Origin of the sequence: Enterobacter sp. ODB01 (assembly GCF_001623605.1) — a bacterium.
Classification (GTDB): domain Bacteria; phylum Pseudomonadota; class Gammaproteobacteria; order Enterobacterales; family Enterobacteriaceae; genus Enterobacter; species Enterobacter kobei.
In genome coordinates this window covers 2689472-2712937 of the sequence record NZ_CP015227.1, presented here as the reverse complement: position 1 = coordinate 2712937, position 23466 = coordinate 2689472, and the positions used below count along the sequence as shown (strand labels likewise).

Here is a 23466-nt window from a genome sequence, read left to right as displayed (position 1 = left end):
CATCCGGCTTTTTTTTACACGGAGGGGATGATGAAAAGAGTATTTCTCGCAGGTGCCGCACTGCTGTTGAGCACCAGCGCGCTGGCCAACGAGTGCGACAACGCCACCACCCAGCTTGAACTGAACACCTGTAGCGCGCAGCAGTACCAGGCGGCGGATAAGAAGCTCAACGCGACGTATCAGGCCGCTATCAAACGTGCGGCAGCCCCCCAGCGTGACCTGCTAAAAAAAGCGCAGCAGGCGTGGATTACCCTGCGGGATGCAGACTGCACGTTTATCGGTTCGGGTACGGAAGGTGGAAGCATTCAGCCAATGATTGTCAATCAGTGTCTGGCAGAGAAAACCGCGGAGCGAGAAGCGTTTCTGGCCTCGCTGATGCAATGTGAAGAGGGCGATTTAAGCTGCCCTCTCCCGCCGGGAAACTAACGCACGCGGATCCCTTCGATAATCATCCGCTGTACGTTTTCCAGGGTGCTGTGGAAAAACGCTTCATCCTGGAGCGTTTTCCCGGTCACCGCCTCGACCTGGGCCGCAAAGTCAGCGTAATGCTGGGTGGCGGCCCAAATCATAAAGATCAAATGTTGCGGATCGACCGGCGCCAGCTTGCCGCTGGCGACCCAGCCGGCAATAATCGCCGACTTATCGTCCACCAGCTGCTTTAAATCCCCCGTCAGCTCAGCCTGCAACAGCGGCGCGCCCTGCAGCATCTCAAGACAAAACAGGCGCGACGCCTGCGGGTAATCGCGTGAAACCTCCAGCTTAAGGCGGATGTACTCTTTGATCGCCACCAGCGGGGCCAGCTCTGCGCGGAACGCTTTCAGGGGCGCCAGCCAGATATCGAGGATCTGCTGCATCACCGCCACATAGAGCGCCTCTTTCGACGGGTAGTAGTAAAGCAGATTAGTTTTGGAAACCCCGGACTGCTCCGCTACCTGCTCCAGCCGCGTGCCGTGAATGCCAAACTGTGAAAACGTCTCCAGCGCCGCGCTGAGAATAGCCTGCTTCTTGGCGCTGACTGCCTGTGACCGTTTACCTGGTGTTTTCACTGCGCCTTGTGTCATTCCCGCTCTCCTTATTCTGCGTTGCCCTCAGCATAGCAAAACCCCCGTCTCGCCACGACATTCTGCACTCCCATCGCGCATGAATGCCTGTTTTCTGTGCAATGTTTTTGACCAGTTAGTCCACTTTTAACCGCATCAATACGCCAACCTTCGATTAACACATTAATAACAAAGTCATTTTCAAAACTGGCACTCCCTTTGCAAAAACGCCAGTACCTGCAACGTAGTGAAGAGAGGTTCGTGATGAAAATTGGCGTATTTGTACCTATCGGCAACAACGGCTGGCTTATCTCGACCACTGCCCCGCAATACATGCCGACCTTTGAGCTGAATAAAGCCATCGTGCAAAAAGCGGAGCACTACCATTTCGACTTTGCGCTTTCGATGATCAAGCTGCGCGGCTTTGGCGGCAAAACCGAATTCTGGGATCACAACCTGGAGTCCTTCACCCTGATGGCAGGACTGGCCGCGGTCACCTCGCGGATTCAGATCTACGCTACCGCCGCCACGCTCACTCTGCCACCGGCGATCGTCGCGCGCATGGCCTCCACCATCGACTCGATCTCCGGAGGACGCTTTGGCGTGAACCTGGTGACCGGCTGGCAAAAGCCGGAGTACGAGCAGATGGGGCTCTGGCCGGGTGACGATTACTTCTCGCGTCGCTACGACTACCTGACCGAATACGTGCAGGTCCTGCGCGATCTCTGGGGCACCGGCAAAAGCGATTTCAAAGGTGACTTCTTCACCATGAACGACTGCCGCGTCAGCCCGCAACCGTCGGTGCCGATGAAGGTGATCTGCGCCGGGCAGAGCGACGCGGGGATGGAATTCTCCGCCAAATACGCCGACTTTAACTTCTGCTTCGGGAAAGGCGTTAACACCCCTGCCGCTTTCGCCCCCACCGCGGCGCGCATGAAAGAGGCTGCCGACAAAACCGGGCGCGACGTGGGCTCCTACGTGCTGTTTATGGTGATTGCCGACGAAACCGACGAGGCCGCACGCGCGAAATGGGAGTGTTACAAAGACGGTGCCGACGAGGAGGCCCTGAGCTGGCTTACCGAGCAGAGCCAGAAAGATACCCGTTCCGGTGCAGACACCAACGTCCGCCAGATGGCTGACCCCACCTCCGCCGTCAATATCAATATGGGCACGCTGGTTGGATCCTATGCCAGCGTTGCCAGAATGCTCGACGAAGTCGCCGCCGTACCCGGCGCAGAGGGCGTTCTGCTGACCTTCGATGATTTCCTCACCGGTGTGGAAACCTTCGGCGAGCGCATCCAGCCGCTGATGCAATGCCGCGCCCACATTCCTGCCGTCACGAAGGAGGTTGCGTAATGACGACCTTAAACGCTCGCCCGGAAGCCATTACCTTTGCGCCGCAGCAGAGCGCGCTGATCGTGGTGGACATGCAAAACGCCTACGCCAGTAAAGGGGGTTATCTGGATCTGGCGGGGTTCGACGTCTCCGCCACGCAGCCGGTCATTGCGAACATCAACACCGCCGTCAGCGCCGCACGGGAAGCCGGCATGCTCATCGTCTGGTTCCAGAACGGCTGGGACGACCAGTACGTGGAGGCCGGTGGCCCCGGCTCGCCCAACTTCCACAAGTCCAACGCCCTGAAAACGATGCGCAAAAACCCAGAACTGCAGGGCAAGCTGCTGGCAAAAGGCGGCTGGGATTATCAGCTGGTGGACGAGCTGGTCCCGCAGGCAGGTGATATTGTCTTGCCCAAACCGCGCTACAGCGGCTTTTTCAACACCCCGCTCGACAGCCTGCTGCGCAGCCGGGGCATTCGTCACCTGGTCTTTACCGGCATCGCCACCAACGTTTGTGTGGAGTCGACCCTGCGCGACGGCTTTTTCCTTGAGTATTTTGGCGTGGTACTGGAAGACGCGACCCATCAGGCCGGGCCGGAATTCGCGCAGAAAGCGGCCCTGTTCAATATCGAAACCTTTTTTGGCTGGGTGAGTAACGTCGCAGCGTTCTGCGATGCCCTGAATCCGCCGCTCGCCCGTATCGCCTGAGGAGAACGACGATGCCGAAATCCGTGATTATTCCGCCGGGCACCAGCACACCGATTGCCCCGTTTGTCCCCGGAACGCTCGCCGACGGCGTGGTGTATGTCTCCGGTACGCTGCCGTTTGATAAAGACAACAACGTGGTGTTTATCAACGACCCAAAGGCACAAACCCGCCACGTGCTGGAGACGATCAAAAGCGTGATCGAAACGGCGGGTGGCACGATGGAGGATGTGACCTTCAACAGCATCTTTATCACCGACTGGAAAAACTACGCCGCGATTAACGAGGTCTACGCCGAGTTCTTCCCCGGCGATAAGCCGGCCCGGTTCTGTATTCAGTGCGGGCTGGTAAAGCCGGACGCGCTGGTTGAAATTGCCACCGTTGCGCACATTGCGAAGTGAGGCGGCCATGAAACTCTCCGTCTCACCGCCCCCGTATGAGGGGGCACCCGTGGTAGTCCTCATTGCCGGTCTCGGCGGCAGCGGCAGCTACTGGCTGCCCCAGCTGGCCGCGCTGGAGCCGGAGTATCAGGTGGTGTGCTATGACCAGCGGGGGACGGGTAATAACCGCGATACCCTGCCGGAAGGCTATAGCCTGGCGCAAATGGCGGACGAACTGGCCATAGCGCTGGCTGAAGCCGGAATTGCCTGCTACTGCGTGGTCGGTCATGCGCTGGGCGCGCTGATCGGGCTACAGCTGGCCCTCGACAGACCTGATGCGCTCACCGCGCTGGTGTGCGTCAACGGCTGGCTAACCCTCAACGCCCATACCCGACGCTGTTTTCAGATCCGCGAGCGTTTGCTGCATTCCGGCGGCGCGCAGGCGTGGGTAGAGGCGCAGCCGCTGTTTCTCTACCCGGCAGACTGGATGGCTGCTCGTGCGCCCCGCCTGGAGGCCGAAGAAGCGCTGGCGCTGGCCCATTTCCAGGGCAAAAGCAACCTGCTGCACAGGCTCAGCGCCCTGAAGAAAGCGGATTTCAGCCGCCACGCCGCGCGTATTCATTGTCCGGTACACCTCATCTGTTCAGCCGACGACATGCTGGTGCCCTCTGTCTGCTCGACTGAGCTACAGGCGGCTCTCCCACGCAGCCACAGCGTGGTCATGCGCCAGGGCGGGCATGCCTGCAACGTCACCGAACCGAACACCTTTAACACCCTGCTGCTGAACGGGCTTGCCAGCCTGCTGCACAGTCCTGAACCCGCTTTATAAGGAGCTTTAATGAGCGAAGCCATTAATCCTGCGGCGCGCGAAACGCTATTCACCGGCGCCCGTACCCACAACGGCTGGCAGAATCTGCCCGTCAGTGACGAGACGCTGCGCGAAATCTACGACCTGATGAAATGGGGCCCAACCTCCGCCAACTGCTCCCCGGCGCGAATCGTGTTTGTGCGCAGCGCAGAGGGAAAAGAGACGCTGCGCCCGGCGCTCTCCAGCGGCAATCTGGAAAAAACGCTCACCGCGCCGGTCACGGCGATTGTTGCCTGGGACAGCGAGTTTTATGAGCGCCTGCCGGAACTGTTCCCGCACGGCGATGCCAGAAGCTGGTTTACCACCAGCCCGGCGCTCGCCGAAGAGACGGCATTTCGCAACAGCTCAATGCAGGCTGCTTACCTGATTTTCGCCTGTCGCGCCCTCGGGCTGGACACCGGCCCGATGTCAGGCTTTGACCGACAAAAGGTCGACGAGGCCTTTTTCACCGGCACGCTGCTTAAAAGCAATCTGCTGATCAACATTGGCTATGGTGATACGAACAAACTTTACGGACGCCTGCCGCGTCTGGCGTTCGAAGATGCCTGCGGGCTGGCGTAAGGAGCAATCATGACGACACCGGATAAACAAACCTTTCGCGACACCATGGCCTGCGTCGGCGCGGCAGTCAACATCATCACCACCGACGGCCCGGCGGGAATGGCGGGATTCACTGCCAGCGCGGTGTGCAGCGTCACGGATTCGCCTCCCACCCTGCTGGTATGCCTGAACCGCGGCGCGTCCGTCTGGCCGACGTTTAGCGAAAACCGCACGCTGTGCGTGAACACCCTGAGCGCCGGACAAGAGCCGCTATCCAACCTGTTTGGCGGCAAAACGCCAATGGAGACGCGCTTTGCCGCCGCCCGCTGGCAAACGGGCGATACGGGGTGTCCGCGTCTGGAGGATGCGCTGGCCTCGTTTGACTGCCGCATCAGCCAGGTGGTGAGCGTCGGTACCCACGACATTCTGTTTTGCGACATTGTTTCGATTGTTCGCCACCCCGCGCCGCAAGGGCTGGTGTGGTTTGACCGCGGCTACCACGCGCTTATGCGACCCGCCTGCTAAGGCGCTTTAAGGAGACAGACCATGTTCGGATTTCCCCACTGGCAGTTGAAATCGACCTCCACAGAAGCAGGCGTGGTCGCGCCGGATGAACGACTCCCGCTCGGACAAACGATGGTGATGGGCGTCCAGCATGCAGTCGCGATGTTTGGTGCGACCGTACTCATGCCGATGCTGATGGGGCTTGATCCCAACCTGTCGATTCTGATGTCGGGTATCGGCACCCTGCTGTTCTTTTTTGTCACCGGTGGGCGCGTGCCCAGCTATCTGGGCTCCAGCGCCGCGTTTGTCGGGGTGGTTATCGCCACAACCGGATTTAACGGCCAGGGGATCAACCCTAACCTGAGCGTGGCGCTCGGCGGCATCATCGCCTGCGGCCTGGTCTATACCCTGATTGGTCTGGTGGTGATGAAGATCGGCACGCGCTGGATCGAACGCATGATGCCTCCCGTGGTGACCGGAGCCGTCGTGATGGCGATTGGCCTGAACCTGGCACCGATCGCGGTGAAAAGCGTCTCCGGCTCGCCGTTTGAAAGCTGGATGGCGGTGATCACCGTGCTGTGTATCGGCCTGGTGGCGGTGTTTACGCGCGGGATGATCCAGCGTCTGCTGATTCTGGTCGGGCTGATTGTCGCCTGTCTGGTTTACGCTCTGCTGGCGAACGTTTTCGGTCTCGGCAAGCCGGTCGATTTTACCCTGCTCCATCAGGCTGCCTGGTTTGGCCTGCCGCAGGTCACTTCCCCCACCTTTAACACCCAGGCAATGATGCTTATCGCACCGGTGGCGGTGATACTGGTGGCGGAGAACTTAGGTCACCTGAAGGCGGTCGCGGGAATGACCGGCCGCAGTATGGACCCGTACATGGGCCGGGCATTTGTCGGTGACGGTCTGGCTACCATGATCTCAGGCTCCGTGGGCGGCAGCGGCGTCACCACCTATGCCGAAAATATCGGCGTGATGGCGGTGACCAAAGTCTACTCGACGCTGGTCTTCGTCGCGGCAGCAGCGATGGCGATACTGCTTGGTTTCTCTCCAAAGTTCGGCGCGCTGATCCACACCATTCCGTCGCCGGTCATCGGCGGGGCATCGATTGTGGTATTTGGGCTGATCGCCGTGGCTGGCGCGCGAATCTGGGTGCAGCATCGGGTCAATCTGAGCCAGAACAGCAACCTGATTATGGTGGCGGTCACGCTGGTGCTGGGCGCGGGCGATTTCGCCCTGACGCTGGGCGGATTTACAATTGGTGGGATCGGCACGGCAACGTTCGGGGCAATTCTGCTTAACGCCCTGCTGAGCCGCCGGATGGGCGCAGCACCGCAGGGTGAGGTGGTGCATCAGGATTCGTAAAATCTTGACGTCGGGTAATAGTCACACCTTACCCGACCATAATCTTGCGTACTATCAAAAGGCAGTACAACGATCACGCCTGCTCAAAGAGTTGTTCGATAGATTTTGTGGGGAAGAAAAGAGAATGGCTGTTTTCACCTGTCAGCGGAATAAAACCCTGCTTCAGATAGAATCGTTTTGCCTGTTCATTGAGAGCATCAACAAAGATTCCGTGTACCCCTACCGCCTGCGATGCCAGATACACAACGCGCATAGCATGTGCGACGAGCGTTGTTCCCCACTCCTTTCCCTGTAGATCTTTATGCACAGCCAGACGCCCCAGCGTCACACTGGGTACGTTGACATAGGGGATCCGACGCTGCTGGGTCTTAGAAGGAAGCATCGCTTTTTCAAAGCAGCTTCCGGACAACGTGTAATAGCCCAGCACACGCGGATGGTCACGATCTTTAAGCAGGTAACCTCGCAATATCCGTCCCTTGTGCTGACGCACCAGATGTTCCGTCAGGAAGGCATTGAGCGAGGGTTCACCACAATCGAAGCCCCTGAAATCGTAATCACTTCCCTCTGAAAACATTTCGATCGTGAGATTTGCCACGATGCTTCACTCCATGTTTCGAAGACGTTTTGCCGCTCGCTTCAGGCGTTCATTTGGCTCTGGCGGATTGTCGATGGCGTCCATCACCGCATTCCATGATGACTCGTTTAATACGAGACGCCGATGTTGTTCGATGACTTCAGCAGCGCGTTCTGACGCACTGTTCACCATAAACTGGGTGATTGTCTGGTTCGTCATCGCCGCCGCTTCTTCAATCATTGTTTTGTCTTCGTCCGTTAAGCGAAGATCGATACGCTGTTTTTTAAGTGCTGGCATGGTTTACATCACCGTGTACGGTATTTATCCGTACATATCCTGGACTAATCCGCTCCGTTTTTCAATCACAACCTTTTTCAGTCGTCAGATCGCTCACCTCAATCCGGCGTTTTCTGAGCTTCAGCTCGCTCACCAGCACCCCGGCGACAATAAATGCCGCACCGACCAGGGCCAGCAGCGGCAAACGCTCTCCGGCGAGGCGACCAAAAATCCCCGCCCATACCGGTTCACCGGTGTAGATCACCGTCGCCCGCGTCGGGGAGACGCTGCGCTGCGCCCAGTTCATGGTGACCTGAATAATGGCGCTGAAGATGCCCAGCCCCAACGCGACCACGATCAGACCGGTAGACATCGGCGGCACGGACTCTCCGGCCGGTACCATCGTCGCAAACGCTACCAGCGAGGCCGTGGCAAGCTGGACCACCGTCACACGCTTGACGTCCACCTTGCCCGCCCAGGCGCTAATCAGAATAATTTCCGCCGCAATGGCAATCGCCCCGACGAGGGTAATGATCTCGCCCGGTCCCAGTGCCAGCAGGTTATTTTCCGGCCCGGCCAGCAAAATCAGGCCGATAAACGCCAGCACGATACCGATGCAGGACATCATCCCCGGCAGCCGTCCCAGGCAAAGCCACTGCAGGAGCGGTACCAGCGGTACATACATGGCGGTGATAAATGCCGATTTGCTGCTGGAGATAGTCTGTAATCCCCATGTCTGCAGGCTGTAACCCATTGCAATCGCCACCCCGATCGCCACCCCGGCCTTCAGCTCTTTAAGGGTTAATCCGCGCAGGGATTTTAGCGATACGAGCGCCACGGCTATCGCCGCCGTCGCAAAGCGCAAACCAACAAAAAAGAACGGATCGCTCAGCGTTACCGCGTACTGGACGGCCAGAAACGTCCCGCCCCAGAACATGGTGATGAGAATAAGGATGGCTTCCTGCGGTTTTACGGAGAATTTAAAGCGTGAGACAGACATGCGACACCAGCAAATGAGAACAATTCTGTAGTGTGCGTCGCCTTTGGTTACAGTTCAATGTTGCAGAAATAAAAAAACCGCCGGGAACGCCCGGCGGCAGGGTTCAGCCTGGCGCGTTACTTATTGCTGCCGTGGCTGTTTTTACCCCCTTTCTTGCCAGCCTCTGATGCGCGCTGAGGGTCATTTTTGAAGTTGCCCCCGCTATGCTGGCCACCTTTACGACCTGCTTCTGATGCTCTTTCACGGTCTTCAGCGAAATTACCTGAACCACCACGATGGTTTGCCATCTCTAACCTCCAGAGTGTGAAACATTAGACATCATATTGCATTCAGTAAAAGAGGATTCTTTCACCTCGCGGCATGAGGACAGTGCCTTTATCTGTGCCGCGTGAAACTAAGCTTAGTGGACTAAGGCTGTCCGGCAAGCCGCTGGTAATATCCTGCAACAGGATCTCAGTCTTTCGGGTGAGATAACGCGGCGGAGATTCATAACTCTTTCTTATCATTTCAAAAAACGGAGGCGAGAAAGTTGTTTCATTTTGCTACAGCACGCTTCCCCAATCATATTGTTATAAATCAAAGAAATGGTGTTCATTTTTGCAGTCTGGCCGTGATGGCATATCTTTAAATGAACGCAGCGATCCGCTGTCAGAAAACACAAACGAGGAGTGATGCAAAATGGCAAAAGTTCTGGTGCTCTATTATTCCATGTATGGACACATTGAAACCATGGCTCACGCAGTCGCAGAAGGTGCAAACAGGGTGGACGGCGTTGAGGTTGTGGTGAAGCGCGTACCGGAAACCATGCAGGCGGAAGCCTTCGCCAAAGCCGGGGGAAAAACACAGAATGCCCCGGTCGCCACGCCTCAGGAGCTGGCAGATTACGATGCGATTATTTTCGGGACGCCAACCCGTTTCGGCAATATGTCCGGCCAGATGCGAACCTTCCTCGATCAGACGGGCGGGCTATGGGCCTCAGGCGCTTTATACGGCAAACTCGCCAGCGTCTTCAGCTCTACCGGCACCGGTGGCGGTCAGGAGCAGACGATTACCTCAACCTGGACTACCCTTGCTCATCATGGGATGGTGATTGTGCCGATTGGCTACGGCGCGCAGGAACTCTTTGATGTTTCTCAGGTACGTGGCGGTACTCCCTACGGTGCAACCACCATTGCCGGCGGCGATGGTTCCCGACAGCCGAGCGACGAAGAGCTCGCCATCGCCCGTTATCAGGGTGAGCATGTCGCGGGCCTCGCCAAAAAACTGAACGGCTAACTCAACAGGAGGACAAGCATGCCAACTCAGGAATCAAAAGCCCACCGCGTGGGTGAATGGGCAAGTTTACGCAATACCTCTCCGGAGATTGCCGAAGCCATTTTTGAAGTCGCGAAATATGACGAGAAACTGGCAGAGCAGATTTGGGAAGAAGGTAGCGACGAAGTACTGGTTCGCGCCTTCGAAAAGACGGACAAAGACTCGCTCTTCTGGGGCGAACAGACCATCGAACGTAAAAACGTCTGAACGTTTCCCCCCGCCTTTGCGGGGGGTTATCCTCTATTTTGCCGCGCTGTTCATCACCGCATTAAACTTATCAACCGGGCAGAAGCCGTTAGCATCCACCGGGCAGCCTTTCAGCTCCAGCGTCACACGCTGCGCGGGGGATTCCAGCGACAGCACGCTGGCGTTTCGCAGCTGCTCTGAGCTCTGGTAGACATACTCAATTTTCATCAGTTCCTGGTTAGCGTTTTTGTCATGCCAGCGCTGGAAGACTATTTTGCCGCCAATTGGCGTGCGCTCGTGCTGATCGTGGAGTTGATACGGTTTGAAATCCAGCGCGGTCAGCAGCGAAGCAATGTTCGAATCATGCCCCACCAGCAGGGTGATTTTAGGCGCTTTCGCCTGATCGGTGACCAGCGCTTTATCAATATATTTCACCAGCGGTTTGGCGACGTTTTGCGCCACCTCGGTGGAGGTAAACAGCGAGTCCTGATAGCCGTTTTTCAGCTTCGACAGCACACGCCACTGCTGGTCAGTCTTGATCTCACCCCAGGCCACCTGATCAGCCGGGAAACCTTCGTAATATTGCAGCGTGAACGCATCCACCAGCGAGTTACCCACTTTCAGCGGACCGGACACGCCTGGCTCTTTTTCATAGTCGGCACTGAACGTATCTTTCGCGTCCGCCAGCGAGCAGACTTTTTTCTCTTTGCAGGACGGCGAATCGGCGTAGTTCGTCATCTGCTCCAGCAGCTTATAGCTTTCTGAAAGCTGCATTTTCTGCCGCTCGGTCTCCATCGCCTTCAGCGCTTTTTCGCGGAACTCAGGCGAGTTATCGGTAATGACCGGATTAAAGGTGGGATCCATCGTGCCCATTTTTTCCTGATGATGCACAGGCACATCGCACCCCGGGAACGCGCCGGTAATGAAGAATTGTGCGGTCGCAACGGTACGCTGCAGGCTATTGGCATATGCATAAACGGTGTCCGCTGGCGGGCACTCTCCAGTCTTTATCATCCCCTGCTGCGCCAGCCACTCGCGCATGTAATGACCCATATAGACTTCCAGCACGCCGCCTTTGGTGGTGAGCTGACCACCCGGTACCTCCCACTCTGGCCACTGTTTCGGCGTGGACTGCTCCAGCACGCTGCCGTTGTTGGCGAGCGGTGCGCGCAGGTTATGGCGACTCATGATTAAAACTTGCTCCAGCTGATACCCTTCCGGCGTCTCTTGTGCCTGCACGCCAAACGTTGCTGAAATGGAACCGGCGACTGCCAGCGCGAGTAGTGCTTTTCTCATCCCTAATTCCTCACTCGTTTTAAAATGTCGCATTCAGTGTGACAGATTCGTGACAATTTTCCGGGAAGCATTTCTCAATCTGATGAATACCTTACTCGCCGATTCAGACGCTGATGCCAGCGACGATGCCAACATACAGCGCCGCCCACGCGCAGGCAGAAAGCAGGCTGACGGCATAGACCTTCACGGCGCTTAGCCTGAGCATCCCCGCTGCCAGCGGCACGATATAACGCAATACCGCCAGAAAGCGCGACGTAAACAGCGCAATTTCACCGTTCTTTTGCAGCTGATGCTGCACTCGCAAAAACCTGTCGGCATGCTTAGACGTGAAACGCGTGACCAGCCGGGTGTGTCCCATCAGCTGGCCAACATGGTAATTTAGCACCGACCCCACCGTTGCCCCCATTACCACGGCAAGCCATGCGAGCCCAGGATGCATGCTCCCCTGGCTGACGCCGATGCCCGCCAGCAGCATCACCGAGGCGGGTGGCAGCACGGAGGAGATCAGTACCGTCGATTTACCCAGCGCCATCACGAATAACAACGCAAACAGATGTGCCGGATAGAGCGCAAAATGAGTAAGCAGATGATCAAACCACGCCATTTACCCCATCCTCGTGATGATTTAATCTTTTATTTAAAATGAATAACCTTAAATAAACCCTCAACATCGTATTAATAAAATTCTTCTAAACCGTTCTTAAACATTATTTAAAATCCTGAGCGGTAAAATTAAATATGCGTATTATCCCTCACGTTTTACAACGATCTCGTTATGGCGAGGCTCCTGTACAAATACACGTTATCGCTCTGGTGGGTTCGAGAGAACCAACACAGGGTAAAACAGGCACTGTCGAATCAAGGCTTTGTCAGTATAACTTCCCTTGCGGGATACGGTGTACAGTGCTGAACCCAGGACGTGGGGATCTCCTCTTCGACATGCCCTGTCTTGCTCGCCCCTGAGAGATGTTATTATTCAAAGGGAATTCACTATGTCTTACGCTATTCACAATCAAAACCCGGCATTCAATGACAGCGCCATCGCGCAATATATGAATACCGATTTTATCGTCCTTGATATTGCATTATGCGTGGCGCTGGCGCGCGAGCAATTCTTCGCAAAATTAAAAGACGACGATATTCCATCGCATATTTTTATTGAAGACAATGGCCGCCTGGCGGGCATGATTGCGGTGCGTAAATTGCTGCAAACCGCCGATACGCTACAGCCGGTGAAATCGCTGATGATCTCGCAGTTTTTACAGGTCAAACCGGAGGATGAACGTGCCGATGTTGCCGGCCAGCTGGCTCACGGCGGCGCGGACGTGGTGCCGGTGGTCACCCACGGCAAGCTCGTCGGCTGCCTGACCGAGCGCGAAATCGCCCATCTGCTGGAAGATGACGTCACCGAAGACGCTCAGCTTCAGGGGGCGACGCTGCCGCTGGAGAAGCCCTATCTGGAAACCAGCGCCTTCAGCCTGTGGAAGAAACGCTCCGTCTGGCTCCTGCTGCTGTTTGTCGCGGAAGCCTACACCAGTTCGGTGATCCAGCACTTCGAAGAGGCGCTGGAGTCTGCCATTGCGCTGGCGTTCTTTATTCCGCTGCTGATCGGCACGGGCGGCAACAGCGGAACGCAGATCACCTCCACGCTGGTGCGCGCCATGGCGCTGGGAGAGGTGCATCTTCGCGACGTCGGGCGCGTGCTGCGAAAAGAGATGACCACCTCGCTGATGATTGCCGTGACGCTCGGTATCGCCGGGTGTATCCGCGCGTGGATGATGGGGATTGGGCTGGAAATCACGCTTATCGTCAGCCTGACGCTGGTGTGCATAACGCTGTGGAGCGCGATTGTGTCGTCCGTGATTCCGATGGTGCTCAAACGCTGCGGCATTGACCCGGCGGTCGTCTCCGCGCCGTTTATCGCGACGCTTATCGACGGCACCGGGCTGATTATCTACTTCAAGATCGCGCAATATACGCTGGGGCTGGAGTAACGCGGTCCGCCAGCTGGATCACCGCTCGCGAAAACGCCTCAATCGCCAGCGCGACATCCTCAGCCATCACCGACTCTGCCGGGTGGTGGCTGACGCCCCCCTTGCAGCGCACAAACAGCATCCCTACCGGCCAGCGTTCCGCGATGGCTATCGCATCATGGCCCGCGCCGCTGGGCAGCGACAGTGAACGCCCCTGCACCGATTCGACGGCCTCCCCTAACACGTTTTGCAGGTGGATATCGCACGGCGTGGCGGCGATGCGGTAAAACTCCTCGGCGCTGAACTGCAGTCCGCGTCGCGACGCGATTGCCTGCGCATTTTCCAGCAATTCGGCCAGCAACCGATCCAGCGGCGCATCCTGCGGACCGCGGATATCCAGCGAGAGCTGAACCTCGCCGGGGATCACGTTTACCGCACCGGGCAGGCAGCGCAGCTCCCCGACCGTCGCCACCCGATTGCCGCCCTGCTGCCGGGTGGTATTTTCGATGAGAACCATCCATTCGGCAGCGGCGGCCAGCGCGTCCTTACGATGGTTCATCGGCACGGTTCCCGCGTGCCCGGCTTCGCCGGTGAAACGGCAATTCAGGCGACGCGCGCCGTTGATGGCTTCCACCACGCCGAGCGCGAGACCGTCCTGCTCAAGGCACGGCCCCTGTTCAATGTGCAGCTCCAGGTAGGCGCTGAAATCCTCGGGACGGCGTGCAGCATGCGACACGCGGCCGGGATCGAGCCCCACCTGCACCATTGCCTGCGCTACGCTGATGCCGCTGGCGTCGGTTTTTTCCAGCCAGTCCTGCGGCCAGGTGCCCGTCAGACCCCGGCTGCCTAACAGCGTAATGCCGAAACGGGTGCCCTCTTCATCGCAAAAACCGACAATCTCAATGGCCTTCGCCAGGTGCAGACCCTGCTGGTGCAGGCTGTCCACCACTTCAATCGCGGTGAGCACCCCGAGCATACCGTCGTAGCGCCCCGCATTGCGCACGGTATCCAGATGCGAACCGAGCAGCACCGCCTGCGCCCCTTCCTGAGCACCTTCATAGCGTCCACAGATATTGCCCACGCTGTCCTGCCAGACGGTCATCCCCGCCTGGCTCATCCACTGCCCGACCAGCTGGTTGGCCTGCAGATGCTGCGCCGAGAGGTAGACCCGGGTCAGCGCATCCGGCGTTTCGCTGATGGCGGCCAGCGCATCGGCGCGCGCCATCACCCGTTCTGCCGCCGGGCTCATTGCGGCGTCTCGCGGCGATAGTGGTCCCACGCGGCCTGCATGGCGGCCCCCTGCGTGGTGGTGAATTTCAGGTAGTTCAGCACCGACTCCAGCGCGCTCAGGGTTGTCATCACGCAATCCTTACGCGCGTTATAACCCATGGTGCCAATGCGCCACACTTTACCGTGCAGCGGGCCAAACGAGGTGCCGATTTCAATCCCGAAATCCTCCAGCATCAGCTTACGCACCTCGTCGCCGTTGACGCCCTGTGGAATCACCACGCCCAGCACGTTATTCATCTTGTGCTTCAGGTCGCCGAAGGTCTCCAGCCCCATCGCCTGAATGCCCTTCAGGAGCGCATCGCCGTGCAGCTTGTGGCGGGCAATGCCGTTATCCAGCCCTTCCTGCAGGATCAGCCGCGCGCATTCGCGGGCACCAAACAGCGCGGTGGTGGCTTCGGTATGGTGATTCAGCCGTTCCGGCCCCCAGTAGTCCATCACCATGCCAAGATCGAAGTAGTTGGAGTAGATCATCTCCTCGTCGCCGTCGCGGTGGGCGTCGGTGCGAATGCCCGCCTCAACGCACTTGCGGCGGCGGATCGCCTCCTCCATCCGCGTACTCAGGGTGACTGGCGAAGTACCCGATGGCCCACCGAGACACTTCTGCATCCCGGCCGAAACGGCATCCAGCCCCCAGGCGTCGGTCTCCAGCGCGTTGCCGCCGAGCGACGCGGTGGCGTCGGTGTAAAACAGCACGTCGTAGCGGCGGCAGATAGCGCCAAGCTCCGCGAGCGGCTGCAGCATGGTGGTGGAGGTGTCGCCCTGTACGGTGAGCAGCAGGCGAGGACGAATACGCTTAATTGCATCCTCCACCTGGTCCGGGGTGAACACCTCGCCCCACGGCACCTCGATGGTATGTACCTCCGCCCGACAGCGGCGGGCAATTTCGCACAGCAGGTGACCAAAGCGGCCAAAGACCGGAACCAGCACTTTATCCCCCGGGCGAATGGCGGAAACCAGTATCGCTTCAATCCCCGCCCGGGAGGTACCGTCGACCAGCATCGTCCAGCGATTTTCAGTGCGGAATACGCCGCGATAGAGCGCCATCACCTCGTTCATGTAGTGGGTCATGGCCGGATCGTACTGGCCAATCAGCTGGCTCGACATAGCGCGCAGCACGCGCGGGTCGGCGTTGATCGGCCCCGGCCCCATCAGCAGACGTTGCGGCGGGTTAATTTGCGGAAAATGTGCAATATCCATGAGTCAGTCCTTATCAGTTGAGGCCGCGCACGGAGGAGATGAACTGCTTCAGTTCCGTGGTCTGCGGGTTGGCGAACAGCGTTTTGCTGTCGCCCTGCTCCCAGACTTTCCCCTGGTGCATAAACACCACGCGGTCGCCCACTTCGCGGGCAAAATTCATTTCGTGCGTCACGAGAATCAGGGTCATCCCCTCGGCGGCCAGCTGCTCCAGTACCTTGAGCACTTCGCTCACCAGCTCCGGGTCAAGCGCGGAGGTGATCTCGTCACAGAGTAAAACTTTAGGCGACATCGCCAGCGCGCGGGCAATCGCCACGCGCTGCTGCTGGCCGCCGGAGAGGCTCGACGGGTAGTAATCCAGACGATCGCCTAAGCCCACTTTCTCCAGCATGCGCTGCGCCAGCTCCCGGCATTCGGCAGCACTTTTCTTCAGCACCCGACGCGGGGCGAGCATGACGTTTTCCAGCGCCGTCATGTGCGGGAACAGGTTGAAGCTCTGGAACACCATCCCCACCGAGCGGCTGATTTCACGCGCCTGGGAATCCCGGTCGGTAATCGTCATGCCACCGAGCTTAATGCTGCCGTCCTGATAGCCTTCCAGGCCGTTGATACAGCGCAGCAGCGTGCTTTTTCCCGATCCGCTGCGCCCGATAATGGAGATCACCTGGCCCATGTCGATATCCAGATCGACGCCCTTGAGCACGTGGTTATTACCGTAGTACTTCTGCACCTGATTAATGGTGATGAGAGGCATTGAATTTCGTCTCCAGATAGCGGCTGTAGCGCGACAGCGGATAACACAGAATGAAGTAGCCCAGCGCCACCAGCGCAAAGACTTTGAACGGCTGATAGGTCACGTTGGTCAGCATGGTCCCAGCCTTGGTCAGCTCGATAAAGCCGATAATCGACGCCAGTGCGGTACCTTTGATCACCTGTACGGCAAAGCCGACCGTCGGGGCGATGCCGATGCGCAATGCCTGCGGAGCGACCACGCGAAACAGGGTCTGGCCGAAGGTCAGGCCCAGGCAGCGCGAGGCTTCCCACTGCCCCTTCGGCAGGGCGCGAATGCTGCCGTACCAGATATCGAGCAGAAATGCGCTGGTGTAAAAGGTTAACGCCAGCGAGGCGGCGGTCCACGGCGAAACGTCGATGCCGAACAGCGCCACGCCGAAGAAGGCCAGGAACAGCTGCATCAGCAGCGGGGTGCCCTGAAACAGCTCGATATAGCCGCGGATAATGCGCTTCACCGTGCGCCCGCCCGTCAGGCGCAGCAGCAGGAGCGGCAGCGTTACCACCGCCCCGCCGACAAACGCCACCAGCGACAGCAGCACCGTCCAGCGTCCGGCCAGCAGCAGGTTGCGAATAATGTCCCAGTCGGTAAAGGTGGTCATCATGCCTGCACCCCCAGCCATTTGCGTCCTGCCGCCATCATCAGCTGGCGCAGGGTAATCGACAGCGCTAAGTAAATACCGGTTGTCACCAGATAGACCTCAAAGCTCAAAAACGTTCTGGACTGGATCAGGTTGGCGGCAAAGGTCAGCTCTTCATACGAGACCTGCGACACCACCGACGAGCCGAGCATCACGATGATGCACTGGCTCACCAGTGCCGGATAAATACGTTGCAGCGCGGGCGGCAGCACCACGCGAATAAAGGTCTGCAGGCGGGTCAGCCCCAGCACGCGTCCGGCCTCCCACTGCCCTCTCGGCGTTACCTGAATGCCCGCGCGGATAATCTCAGTGCTATAGGCGCCAAGGTTCACCACCATCGCCAGCAGCGCCGCTTCCCCCGCCGTCATCTTCAGGCCCAGATTCGGCAGGCCGAAGACGATGAAAAATAGCTGCACCACAAACGGCGTGTTGCGGATAATCTCCACGTAACCGCCCCAGATCCGGCTGTACCACGTTGGGCGTCCGCTGCGGATCGCCGCCCCGAAAATCCCTATCGCCAGCCCGCCGACGGTCGCCATCACCGTCAGTTGGATGGTGACCCACAATCCCGCCAGCAGCGCCGGCCAGTGCGGCCACAGTTCAGAGAAATGAAGTTGCTCAGTCATCGGCTCAGGCGCCAAGGTTTGCCGGCAGTGGGGCCTTCAGCCATTGCTCAGACAGACCGTTCAGCGTGCCGTCCTTAATGCCCTGCTCAATCAGCGCATCCACTTTTGCCTTCAGAGCCGGTTCGTTTTTCTTCAGGCCGATAAAGCACGGTGAATCTTTCAGCATAAAGCTCGGCACCGGGGCCTTATCGGCGTTCTGGCGGGAAATCGCCGCCACCACGAGGTTGCCAGTCGCCACGTACTGCACCTGTCCGGAAAGGTATGCAGAGAGCGTGGTGTTATTGTCTTCGTAACGTTTCACGTTGGCATCTTTCGGCGCCAGGCTGGTGAGTACCATGTCCTCCACCGCCCCGCGCGTCACGCCGATAGTTTTTCCGCTCAGCCCGGCGGCATCTTTCAGCTCGGCCCCTTTCGGGCCAAACACGCCAAGGAAGAACGGCGCGTAGGCGCGGCTAAAATCAATCACCTTCTCGCGCTCCGGGTTTTTCCCGAGGCTGGAGATGACCAGATCCACCTTATCGGTTTGCAGATACGGCACACGGTTGGCGCTGGTCACCGGCACGAGCTGCAGCTTGAGCTTCATCTGTTTCGCCAGATAGCGTGCCATGTCAATGTCGTAGCCCTGCGGCTGCAGGTCGGTCCCCACCGAGCCAAACGGCGGGAAGTCCTGCGGCACGGCAATGCGGAGGGTGCCGCGCTTCTCGATATCCTGAAGCTGGTCAGCCTTTGCAGGCAGTTGTGTGAAGAGGCATGCGGCCCCGGCGAGTGCAATCAACAGTTTTTTCATGGTGCTTCCCCGTAACGTTAACATGAAACAAAAGATTCTTTGAATGTGATTTTGCAACTAATGTGCCAGGTGAGGCGAAACGGGGGATATTCTTATAAAGCCTGATAAAATGCGGACGGAGCGAAAAATTGAGGATGTTCACGCCCCGCCACGTTGCACCATTTCAATGCAAAGCACCAGTCTGACGCCCCATTATCGTTGTTCGAGTTCGTCCAGCTGCTGATAAAGGGAAGCAATCTCGTGAATGCGCGGACGGCCTTTATCGAGACTGTCATGCAGGAAGGCATTCGCCAGCAGGTTGATGAGGCTGTTGACCGAGGAATAGCTGTCATAGGCCGAAACGCTGTCCAGCGGGGCGCAGAGCTGCCAGCTCGCCAGCGGAAACAGGCTGTGCGCCTGCGGCTCGCACATCAGCAGCACCGGAATACCGCTACTCTGAAGCTGCTGCATCAGCGGGCGGATAATGCGCGGACGGCGGCGAAAGGCCATCATCACCACCAGATCGTCAGGGGTTAAATCCACCAGTTCTTCGCTCAGGCTCTGGCCTGGCTGAGGGAGCACCAGCACCTGACCCCGCGCCTGCAGCAGCTGCTGGCGCAGGTGGAGCGCCGCGGGATAGGCGTTACGCATGCCAATAATGACAATGCGCCGCGCCTTCACCATACAGGCCATGGCGTCGGCAAACTGCTGAGCATCGAGAGCATTGACACACTGGGTCAGGTTCGCCATCTCCTGCTTATAATGGCGCGCCAGTAGCGTATTGCCCTGCACCGCGTCGCGGTTATCGGTAAGCGGCATCCCGCTCTGACGCAGGGTGCGCAGCTCGTCACGCATCTCTTTATACTTCTCATAGCCCAGACGCTTGAACAGACGGCTCACCGTGGCTTTCGATACCCCGCTCAGCTGCGCCAGCTCGGCACTGTTATAGCTAATAAGGTCGTCAAAATGATCGAAAATGAAATCCGCCACCCGCTGCTCCTGCGGCGACAGTGACGGGTATTGCGCTTTCAGTCGTTCATCAAGCTGTTCCATAACGCCTCTGTAACGTTTGTTTCATCTCATACTCACTATTCATTAAGCATGCCAGCTTCTGCGGCAACTGGCATGAAACTTTTTATTCAGAACTGGAACAGCTTTTGCAGCACCTTGTGACTTTAAGGGTTATGAGGACGCTTCATGCAAAGTAATGTCTCCACACACGGGATGGCTGTTGCCCCCCACCACCTTGCCAGCCAGAGTGCGCTGGCCGTCCTGCGCGAAGGCGGCAGCGCGATAGAAGCCATGGTCGCGGCGGCGGCCACCATTGCCGTAGTTTACCCGCACATGAACGGGCTGGGTGGCGATGGCTTCTGGCTTATCGTGCCGCCGGAAGGGGATCCGATCGCCATTGATGCCAGCGGTGCGGCGGGATCGCGCGCGACGCTCGCGGCCTACGACGGGCTCCCGCATATCCCCCATCGCGGCCCTCAGGCGGCGCTGACCGTTGCCGGCACGGTGAGCGGCTGGGACGAGGCGCTGAAGGTCTCGCGCGAGATGACGGGCAAGGCGCTGCCGCTGTCCCGCCTGCTGGCCGACGCCATTGAGTACGCGCAAAACGGTACCCCGGTCACGGCGTCACAGGCGCATGCCACCGCCAGTAAATTTGACGAGCTAAAGGACGTTCCCGGCTTTGCCGAAACCTGGCTGGTGGACGGCAAGCCACCGCCGGTCGGGAGCCGTTTTTACCAGCCCGCCATGGCCACGACCCTTTCGCGCCTGGTGGAAGACGGTCTGGACAGTTTTTATCGCGGCCCGCTGGCGGAGGTGCTGGCGCAGGGTATGGAGACGCTGGGCCTGCCGGTCACGCTGGCCGATCTACACGCCCACGTCGCCCGGCGTACCTCGCCGCTGAAGTTGCAGCATCAGCAGGGAGAAATTTATAACCACGCCCCGCCGACCCAGGGGCTGGTGTCGCTGGCGATACTCGGCATCACAGACCGCCTGAATATGGCGGAGGCTGACGATGCGGGGACGATTCACCGCATTGTTGAAGCCACCAAGCTGGCCTTTGGCCTGCGCGATGCGCACATTACCGATCCGCGCGAGCTGAAAACGGATATTCAGGCACTGCTGGCACCCACCGCCCTTCAGGCGCTTGCCGACAGGGTTGACGACAGCCGTGCCGCGCCGTGGGGCACCGGCAAAGGTCCCGGCGATACGGTGTGGATGGGCGTGATGGATAACAGCGGGCTTGCCGTGTCGTTTATCCAGAGTATTTATCACGAATTTGGCAGCGGCGTGGTACTGCCCGATACCGGCATCGTCTGGCAGAACCGGGGCGCATCGTTCAGTCTCGACCCCAGTCATCTTCTGGCCCTCGCGCCGGGCAAACAGCCTTTCCACACCCTGAACCCGGCGGCGGCGCGCCTCAAGGACGGGCGCGTGATGGTCTATGGCTCGATGGGCGGCGATGGACAGCCGCAAACGCAGGCCACGCTGTTTACCCGCTATGTGGTCCAGGGTGCGCCCCTGCAGGAGAGCATCGCTCGCCCGCGCTGGCTGCTGGGGCGTACCTGGGGACAAACGTCGGACACGTTAAAACTGGAAGGACGCTTTTCGGATGAGACCGTGTCACAGCTCAGGGCGCGTGGACACGACGTGGAGATCTGCCCGGACTTCAGTGAAGCCATGGGCCACGCGGGGGCGATTGTTCGCCACCCCAACGGGCTGTTTGAAGGGGCGTTTGATCCGCGCAGCAACGGCGCGGCCGCCGGATTTTGAGGAGAGAATAATGACGACACAACAACCCGACTGGCATGCCTATCTCGCGCAAATGGAGACCGTTCTTGGCGTGACGCTGGATGATGCCCGCCGCGCCGAGCTGCAGGTACAGTTCAGCCGCATTGCCAGCATGGCCGCTCCATTGATGGCGCTGCCGCTCGATGACCGTCTGGAGATCGCAGGAGTGTATAAAGCATGACGCTACACGAGATGAGTATCAGCGCAATCCAGCAGGCGCTGAGTGCGGGCGAGCTGAGCGCCCATGAGATTGCCCGTCAGACGCTGGAGGCGATAGCGCGCGTGAACCCGCAGATCAACGCCTGGACCGCCGTGACGGAAGCGCGCATGCTCGCCGAGGCCGCGAATATCGACACCCTGCGCCGCGAAAAGCGCCCCCTGCCACCGCTGGCGGGCGTGCCCTATGCGGTGAAAAACCTGTTTGACGTTGCCGGGCATACTACCCTCGCCGGGGCCGAGCTGTTCAGCCAGCGCCCTCCCGCGGCCACTGACAGTTTTGCCGTACGTCAGCTGCGTAGCGCGGGCGGGTTACTGACCGGGATGGTGAATATGGATGCCTACGCCTACGGCTTTACCACCGAAAACAGCCACTACGGCGCGACGCATAACCCGCACGACCTGACGCGCATCGCGGGCGGTTCGTCCGGCGGTTCAGCCGCCGCCGTGGCCGCCGGGCTGGTGCATTTTTCGCTCGGCACCGACACCAACGGCTCCATTCGCGTTCCGGCATCCCTGTGCGGGATTTATGGCCTGAAACCCACCTTTGGCCGCCTGTCGCGATCCGGTAGCCATCCGTTTGTCGCGAGTCTGGATCATATCGGACCCTTTGCGCGCCGCGTGTGCGATCTGGCGTCGGTGTACGACGCGCTTCAGGGGCGCGATACCCGCGACGGTTTTCAGGCAGAACGCTCGCGCAAGGAGACGCGTCCCCTGCTCGAACGCGGTCTGGACGGCCTGCGCTGTGCGGTGCTTGGCGGCTACTTCACCACCTGGTGCGACGCGGAGGCCCGGGACGCCGTGGCGCGGGTGGCGAAGGCCCTCGACGTGCAGGACGAGCTGCAGTTCCCCGACGCCGGGCTGGCGCGCTCCGCGGCGTTTATCACCAGCGCCTCGGAAGGGGGTAACCAGTACCTGCCCGCGCTTCGCCGCGAGCCTGAGCGTTTTGAACCCCATTCCCGCGAACGGCTTCTGGCAGGCGCGATGATCCCTTCCGCCTGGTATATTCAGGCCCAGCGGTTTCGCGCTCAGGCGCGTCAGGCGTTCAACGCCTTGTTTGAACAAGCCGATGTCCTGATCGCCCCCGCAACGCCGCGTAGCGCCACGCGGATCGGTGAGCAAACCATGGAGATTAACGGTCAGCCGCTGCCCATTCGCGCCAGCATGGGCATGCTCACTCAACCGATTTCGTTCCTGGGTTTGCCGGTGACCACCGTTCCGCTACGCACCGCCCGGGGTATGCCGATTGGCCTGCAGCTGATTGCCGCGCCGTTTAACGAGCAGGCCTGCCTGCGCGTCGCGCGCGTGCTGGAAGAGAGTGGCATCACCGATGCCCGCCCGGCGGAGGTGGCGGCATGATCAATCACGATGATATTAACCTGCCGTGGGTGGTAGCCGAAGTGACGGCGGTGTTTTACCGCTATGAAGATGCGCTGGTGAGCAACAACATTGCCGTGCTGGATGAACTGTTCTGGCACGACAAAAATACGGTGCGTCTGGGGGCAGGTGAAAACCTGTACGGCATTGATGAAATCCGCGCCTTTCGTGCGGCGCGCCCGTCAGCCGGGCTGGCGCGAACGTTGCGTCACACCGTCATCACCACCTTCGGGGAGAATTATGCCGTGTGCAGCACCGAGTTTACCCGTGAAGGCAGCGAACGCATCGGCCGCCAGCAGCAAACATGGGTGCGGTTTGCCTGTGGGTGGCGGATCGTGGCGGCGCAGGTGAGTTTGATGTCGTAGTCGTAGGCCGGGTAAGGCGCAGCCGCCACCCGGCAAAACATCGCA

General features: G+C 59.1%; 29 protein-coding genes and 1 riboswitch. Of the genes, 15 read left to right on the top strand and 14 right to left on the bottom strand.

The features are described 5' to 3' along the window. The first annotated feature begins 30 nt into the window (after positions 1 to 30). Complete coding sequence (locus A4308_RS12870; RefSeq protein WP_014883313.1) at positions 31 to 426, top strand: lysozyme inhibitor LprI family protein; 396 nt, start codon at positions 31 to 33, stop codon at positions 424 to 426. Here A4308_RS12870 and rutR read toward each other — a convergent pair. Next, on the bottom strand, positions 423 to 1061 hold the full coding sequence (rutR, locus tag A4308_RS12865) for an HTH-type transcriptional regulator RutR (RefSeq protein ID WP_014883312.1): 639 nt from the start codon (positions 1059 to 1061) through the stop codon (positions 423 to 425). The genes A4308_RS12870 and rutR overlap by 4 nt on opposite strands. A gap of 243 nt (positions 1062 to 1304) precedes the next feature. On the opposite strand from rutR, the gene rutA reads away from it, so the two are divergent. From rutA to rutG, 7 genes are read left to right on the top strand one after another with little or no spacing between them, the layout of a single operon-like run. Further along, positions 1305 to 2396 (top strand): pyrimidine utilization protein A, encoded by a 1092-nt coding sequence (rutA, locus tag A4308_RS12860; protein ID WP_014883311.1) that lies wholly within the window; start codon positions 1305 to 1307, stop codon positions 2394 to 2396. Then, positions 2396 to 3085 (top strand): pyrimidine utilization protein B, encoded by a 690-nt coding sequence (gene rutB / locus A4308_RS12855; protein WP_014883310.1) that lies wholly within the window; start codon positions 2396 to 2398, stop codon positions 3083 to 3085. Before rutA ends, rutB begins: the two co-directional genes overlap by 1 nt. 11 nt (positions 3086 to 3096) lie before the next feature. Continuing rightward, positions 3097 to 3483 (top strand): pyrimidine utilization protein C, encoded by a 387-nt coding sequence (gene rutC, locus A4308_RS12850; RefSeq protein WP_045281260.1) that lies wholly within the window; start codon positions 3097 to 3099, stop codon positions 3481 to 3483. Positions 3484 to 3490: 7 nt separating this feature from the next. Then, positions 3491 to 4291 carry a pyrimidine utilization protein D gene (gene rutD, locus A4308_RS12845; RefSeq protein WP_023338236.1) on the top strand — a complete coding sequence of 267 codons (801 nt, stop codon included), beginning with the start codon at positions 3491 to 3493 and terminating at the stop codon, positions 4289 to 4291. 9 nt (positions 4292 to 4300) lie between these two features. Further along, positions 4301 to 4891 carry a malonic semialdehyde reductase gene (locus tag A4308_RS12840; RefSeq protein ID WP_045281261.1) on the top strand — a complete coding sequence of 197 codons (591 nt, stop codon included), beginning with the start codon at positions 4301 to 4303 and terminating at the stop codon, positions 4889 to 4891. A gap of 9 nt (positions 4892 to 4900) precedes the next feature. Beyond that, on the top strand, positions 4901 to 5395 hold the full coding sequence (gene rutF, locus A4308_RS12835; protein WP_045281262.1) for an NADH-dependent FMN reductase RutF: 495 nt from the start codon (positions 4901 to 4903) through the stop codon (positions 5393 to 5395). 21 nt (positions 5396 to 5416) lie between these two features. Beyond that, entirely contained in the window at positions 5417 to 6739 is a 1323-nt protein-coding gene (gene rutG, locus A4308_RS12830; RefSeq protein ID WP_045281263.1) for a pyrimidine utilization transport protein G, read from the top strand. A 73-nt stretch (positions 6740 to 6812) separates the two neighbouring features. Here rutG and A4308_RS12825 read toward each other — a convergent pair whose 3' ends face one another. From A4308_RS12825 to A4308_RS12810, 4 genes are all read right to left on the bottom strand, one after another. Next, entirely contained in the window at positions 6813 to 7337 is a 525-nt protein-coding gene (locus tag A4308_RS12825) for a GNAT family N-acetyltransferase (RefSeq protein WP_176450254.1), read from the bottom strand. 3 nt (positions 7338 to 7340) lie between these two features. After that, on the bottom strand, positions 7341 to 7610 hold the full coding sequence (locus A4308_RS12820; protein ID WP_014883303.1) for a type II toxin-antitoxin system TacA family antitoxin: 270 nt from the start codon (positions 7608 to 7610) through the stop codon (positions 7341 to 7343). Between the two features lie 61 nt (positions 7611 to 7671). Continuing rightward, the gene (locus A4308_RS12815; protein ID WP_047028038.1) at positions 7672 to 8589 is read right to left on the bottom strand and encodes a DMT family transporter; all 918 of its coding nucleotides are present in this window, start codon (positions 8587 to 8589) and stop codon (positions 7672 to 7674) included. 116 nt (positions 8590 to 8705) lie between these two features. After that, a complete protein-coding gene (locus tag A4308_RS12810; protein ID WP_023332656.1) occupies positions 8706 to 8876 on the bottom strand; it encodes a general stress protein in 171 nt (56 codons plus the stop codon). 391 nt (positions 8877 to 9267) lie between these two features. Here A4308_RS12810 and wrbA point away from each other — a divergent pair, with 391 nt between their 5' ends. Together wrbA and A4308_RS12800 are read left to right on the top strand one after the other, a co-directional pair. Next, the gene (gene wrbA / locus A4308_RS12805; RefSeq protein ID WP_014883301.1) at positions 9268 to 9864 is read left to right on the top strand and encodes an NAD(P)H:quinone oxidoreductase; all 597 of its coding nucleotides are present in this window, start codon (positions 9268 to 9270) and stop codon (positions 9862 to 9864) included. Between the two features lie 18 nt (positions 9865 to 9882). Beyond that, positions 9883 to 10110 carry a YccJ family protein gene (locus tag A4308_RS12800; protein WP_014883300.1) on the top strand — a complete coding sequence of 76 codons (228 nt, stop codon included), beginning with the start codon at positions 9883 to 9885 and terminating at the stop codon, positions 10108 to 10110. Between the two features lie 33 nt (positions 10111 to 10143). Here the strand turns inward: A4308_RS12800 and agp are convergent, their stop codons facing one another. Beyond that, the gene (agp, locus tag A4308_RS12795; protein WP_023337066.1) at positions 10144 to 11385 is read right to left on the bottom strand and encodes a bifunctional glucose-1-phosphatase/inositol phosphatase; all 1242 of its coding nucleotides are present in this window, start codon (positions 11383 to 11385) and stop codon (positions 10144 to 10146) included. 103 nt (positions 11386 to 11488) lie between these two features. After that, the gene (locus tag A4308_RS12790; protein WP_014883299.1) at positions 11489 to 11989 is read right to left on the bottom strand and encodes a DedA family protein; all 501 of its coding nucleotides are present in this window, start codon (positions 11987 to 11989) and stop codon (positions 11489 to 11491) included. A gap of 158 nt (positions 11990 to 12147) precedes the next feature. Further along, positions 12148 to 12317: riboswitch (M-box (ykoK) riboswitch) on the top strand. 60 nt (positions 12318 to 12377) lie between these two features. On the opposite strand from A4308_RS12790, the gene A4308_RS12785 reads away from it, so the two are divergent. Then, entirely contained in the window at positions 12378 to 13379 is a 1002-nt protein-coding gene (locus A4308_RS12785; RefSeq protein WP_014883298.1) for a magnesium transporter, read from the top strand. On the opposite strand, the gene hpxK is transcribed toward A4308_RS12785, so the two are convergent. The 7 genes from hpxK to hpxU all read right to left on the bottom strand — a co-directional run bounded on the left by hpxK (position 13345) and on the right by hpxU (position 19717). Then, positions 13345 to 14607 (bottom strand): allantoate amidohydrolase, encoded by a 1263-nt coding sequence (hpxK, locus tag A4308_RS12780; RefSeq protein ID WP_045281265.1) that lies wholly within the window; start codon positions 14605 to 14607, stop codon positions 13345 to 13347. The genes A4308_RS12785 and hpxK overlap by 35 nt on opposite strands. Further along, positions 14604 to 15845 (bottom strand): pyridoxal-phosphate-dependent aminotransferase family protein, encoded by a 1242-nt coding sequence (locus A4308_RS12775; RefSeq protein WP_032637023.1) that lies wholly within the window; start codon positions 15843 to 15845, stop codon positions 14604 to 14606. The genes hpxK and A4308_RS12775 overlap by 4 nt, the downstream gene beginning before the upstream one ends. Positions 15846 to 15858: 13 nt before the next feature. Further along, positions 15859 to 16596 carry an amino acid ABC transporter ATP-binding protein gene (locus A4308_RS12770; protein ID WP_045281266.1) on the bottom strand — a complete coding sequence of 246 codons (738 nt, stop codon included), beginning with the start codon at positions 16594 to 16596 and terminating at the stop codon, positions 15859 to 15861. Beyond that, positions 16577 to 17233, bottom strand: a complete 657-nt coding sequence (locus A4308_RS12765; protein WP_014883296.1) for an amino acid ABC transporter permease — start codon at positions 17231 to 17233, stop codon at positions 16577 to 16579. The genes A4308_RS12770 and A4308_RS12765 overlap by 20 nt, the downstream gene beginning before the upstream one ends. Then, on the bottom strand, positions 17233 to 17898 hold the full coding sequence (locus tag A4308_RS12760; RefSeq protein WP_023332651.1) for an amino acid ABC transporter permease: 666 nt from the start codon (positions 17896 to 17898) through the stop codon (positions 17233 to 17235). The genes A4308_RS12765 and A4308_RS12760 overlap by 1 nt, the downstream gene beginning before the upstream one ends. 4 nt (positions 17899 to 17902) lie before the next feature. Beyond that, positions 17903 to 18685 carry a transporter substrate-binding domain-containing protein gene (locus tag A4308_RS12755; RefSeq protein ID WP_014883294.1) on the bottom strand — a complete coding sequence of 261 codons (783 nt, stop codon included), beginning with the start codon at positions 18683 to 18685 and terminating at the stop codon, positions 17903 to 17905. Positions 18686 to 18877: 192 nt separating this feature from the next. After that, complete coding sequence (hpxU, locus tag A4308_RS12750; RefSeq protein WP_045281267.1) at positions 18878 to 19717, bottom strand: MurR/RpiR family transcriptional regulator HpxU; 840 nt, start codon at positions 19715 to 19717, stop codon at positions 18878 to 18880. A gap of 144 nt (positions 19718 to 19861) precedes the next feature. Between hpxU and hpxW the strand changes: the two genes are divergently transcribed. Genes hpxW through hpxZ form a run of 4 tightly spaced genes read left to right on the top strand, consistent with a single transcriptional unit; the run spans position 19862 to position 23421 of the window. Beyond that, positions 19862 to 21445 (top strand): oxamate amidohydrolase, encoded by a 1584-nt coding sequence (gene hpxW / locus A4308_RS12745; RefSeq protein ID WP_045281268.1) that lies wholly within the window; start codon positions 19862 to 19864, stop codon positions 21443 to 21445. A gap of 10 nt (positions 21446 to 21455) precedes the next feature. Beyond that, a complete protein-coding gene (hpxX, locus tag A4308_RS12740; protein ID WP_023332649.1) occupies positions 21456 to 21644 on the top strand; it encodes an oxalurate catabolism protein HpxX in 189 nt (62 codons plus the stop codon). Next, positions 21641 to 23038, top strand: a complete 1398-nt coding sequence (locus tag A4308_RS12735) for an AtzE family amidohydrolase (RefSeq protein ID WP_045281269.1) — start codon at positions 21641 to 21643, stop codon at positions 23036 to 23038. Before hpxX ends, A4308_RS12735 begins: the two co-directional genes overlap by 4 nt. Beyond that, entirely contained in the window at positions 23035 to 23421 is a 387-nt protein-coding gene (gene hpxZ / locus A4308_RS12730) for an oxalurate catabolism protein HpxZ (RefSeq protein ID WP_045281270.1), read from the top strand. Before A4308_RS12735 ends, hpxZ begins: the two co-directional genes overlap by 4 nt. The last annotated feature ends 45 nt before the right edge of the window (positions 23422 to 23466 follow it).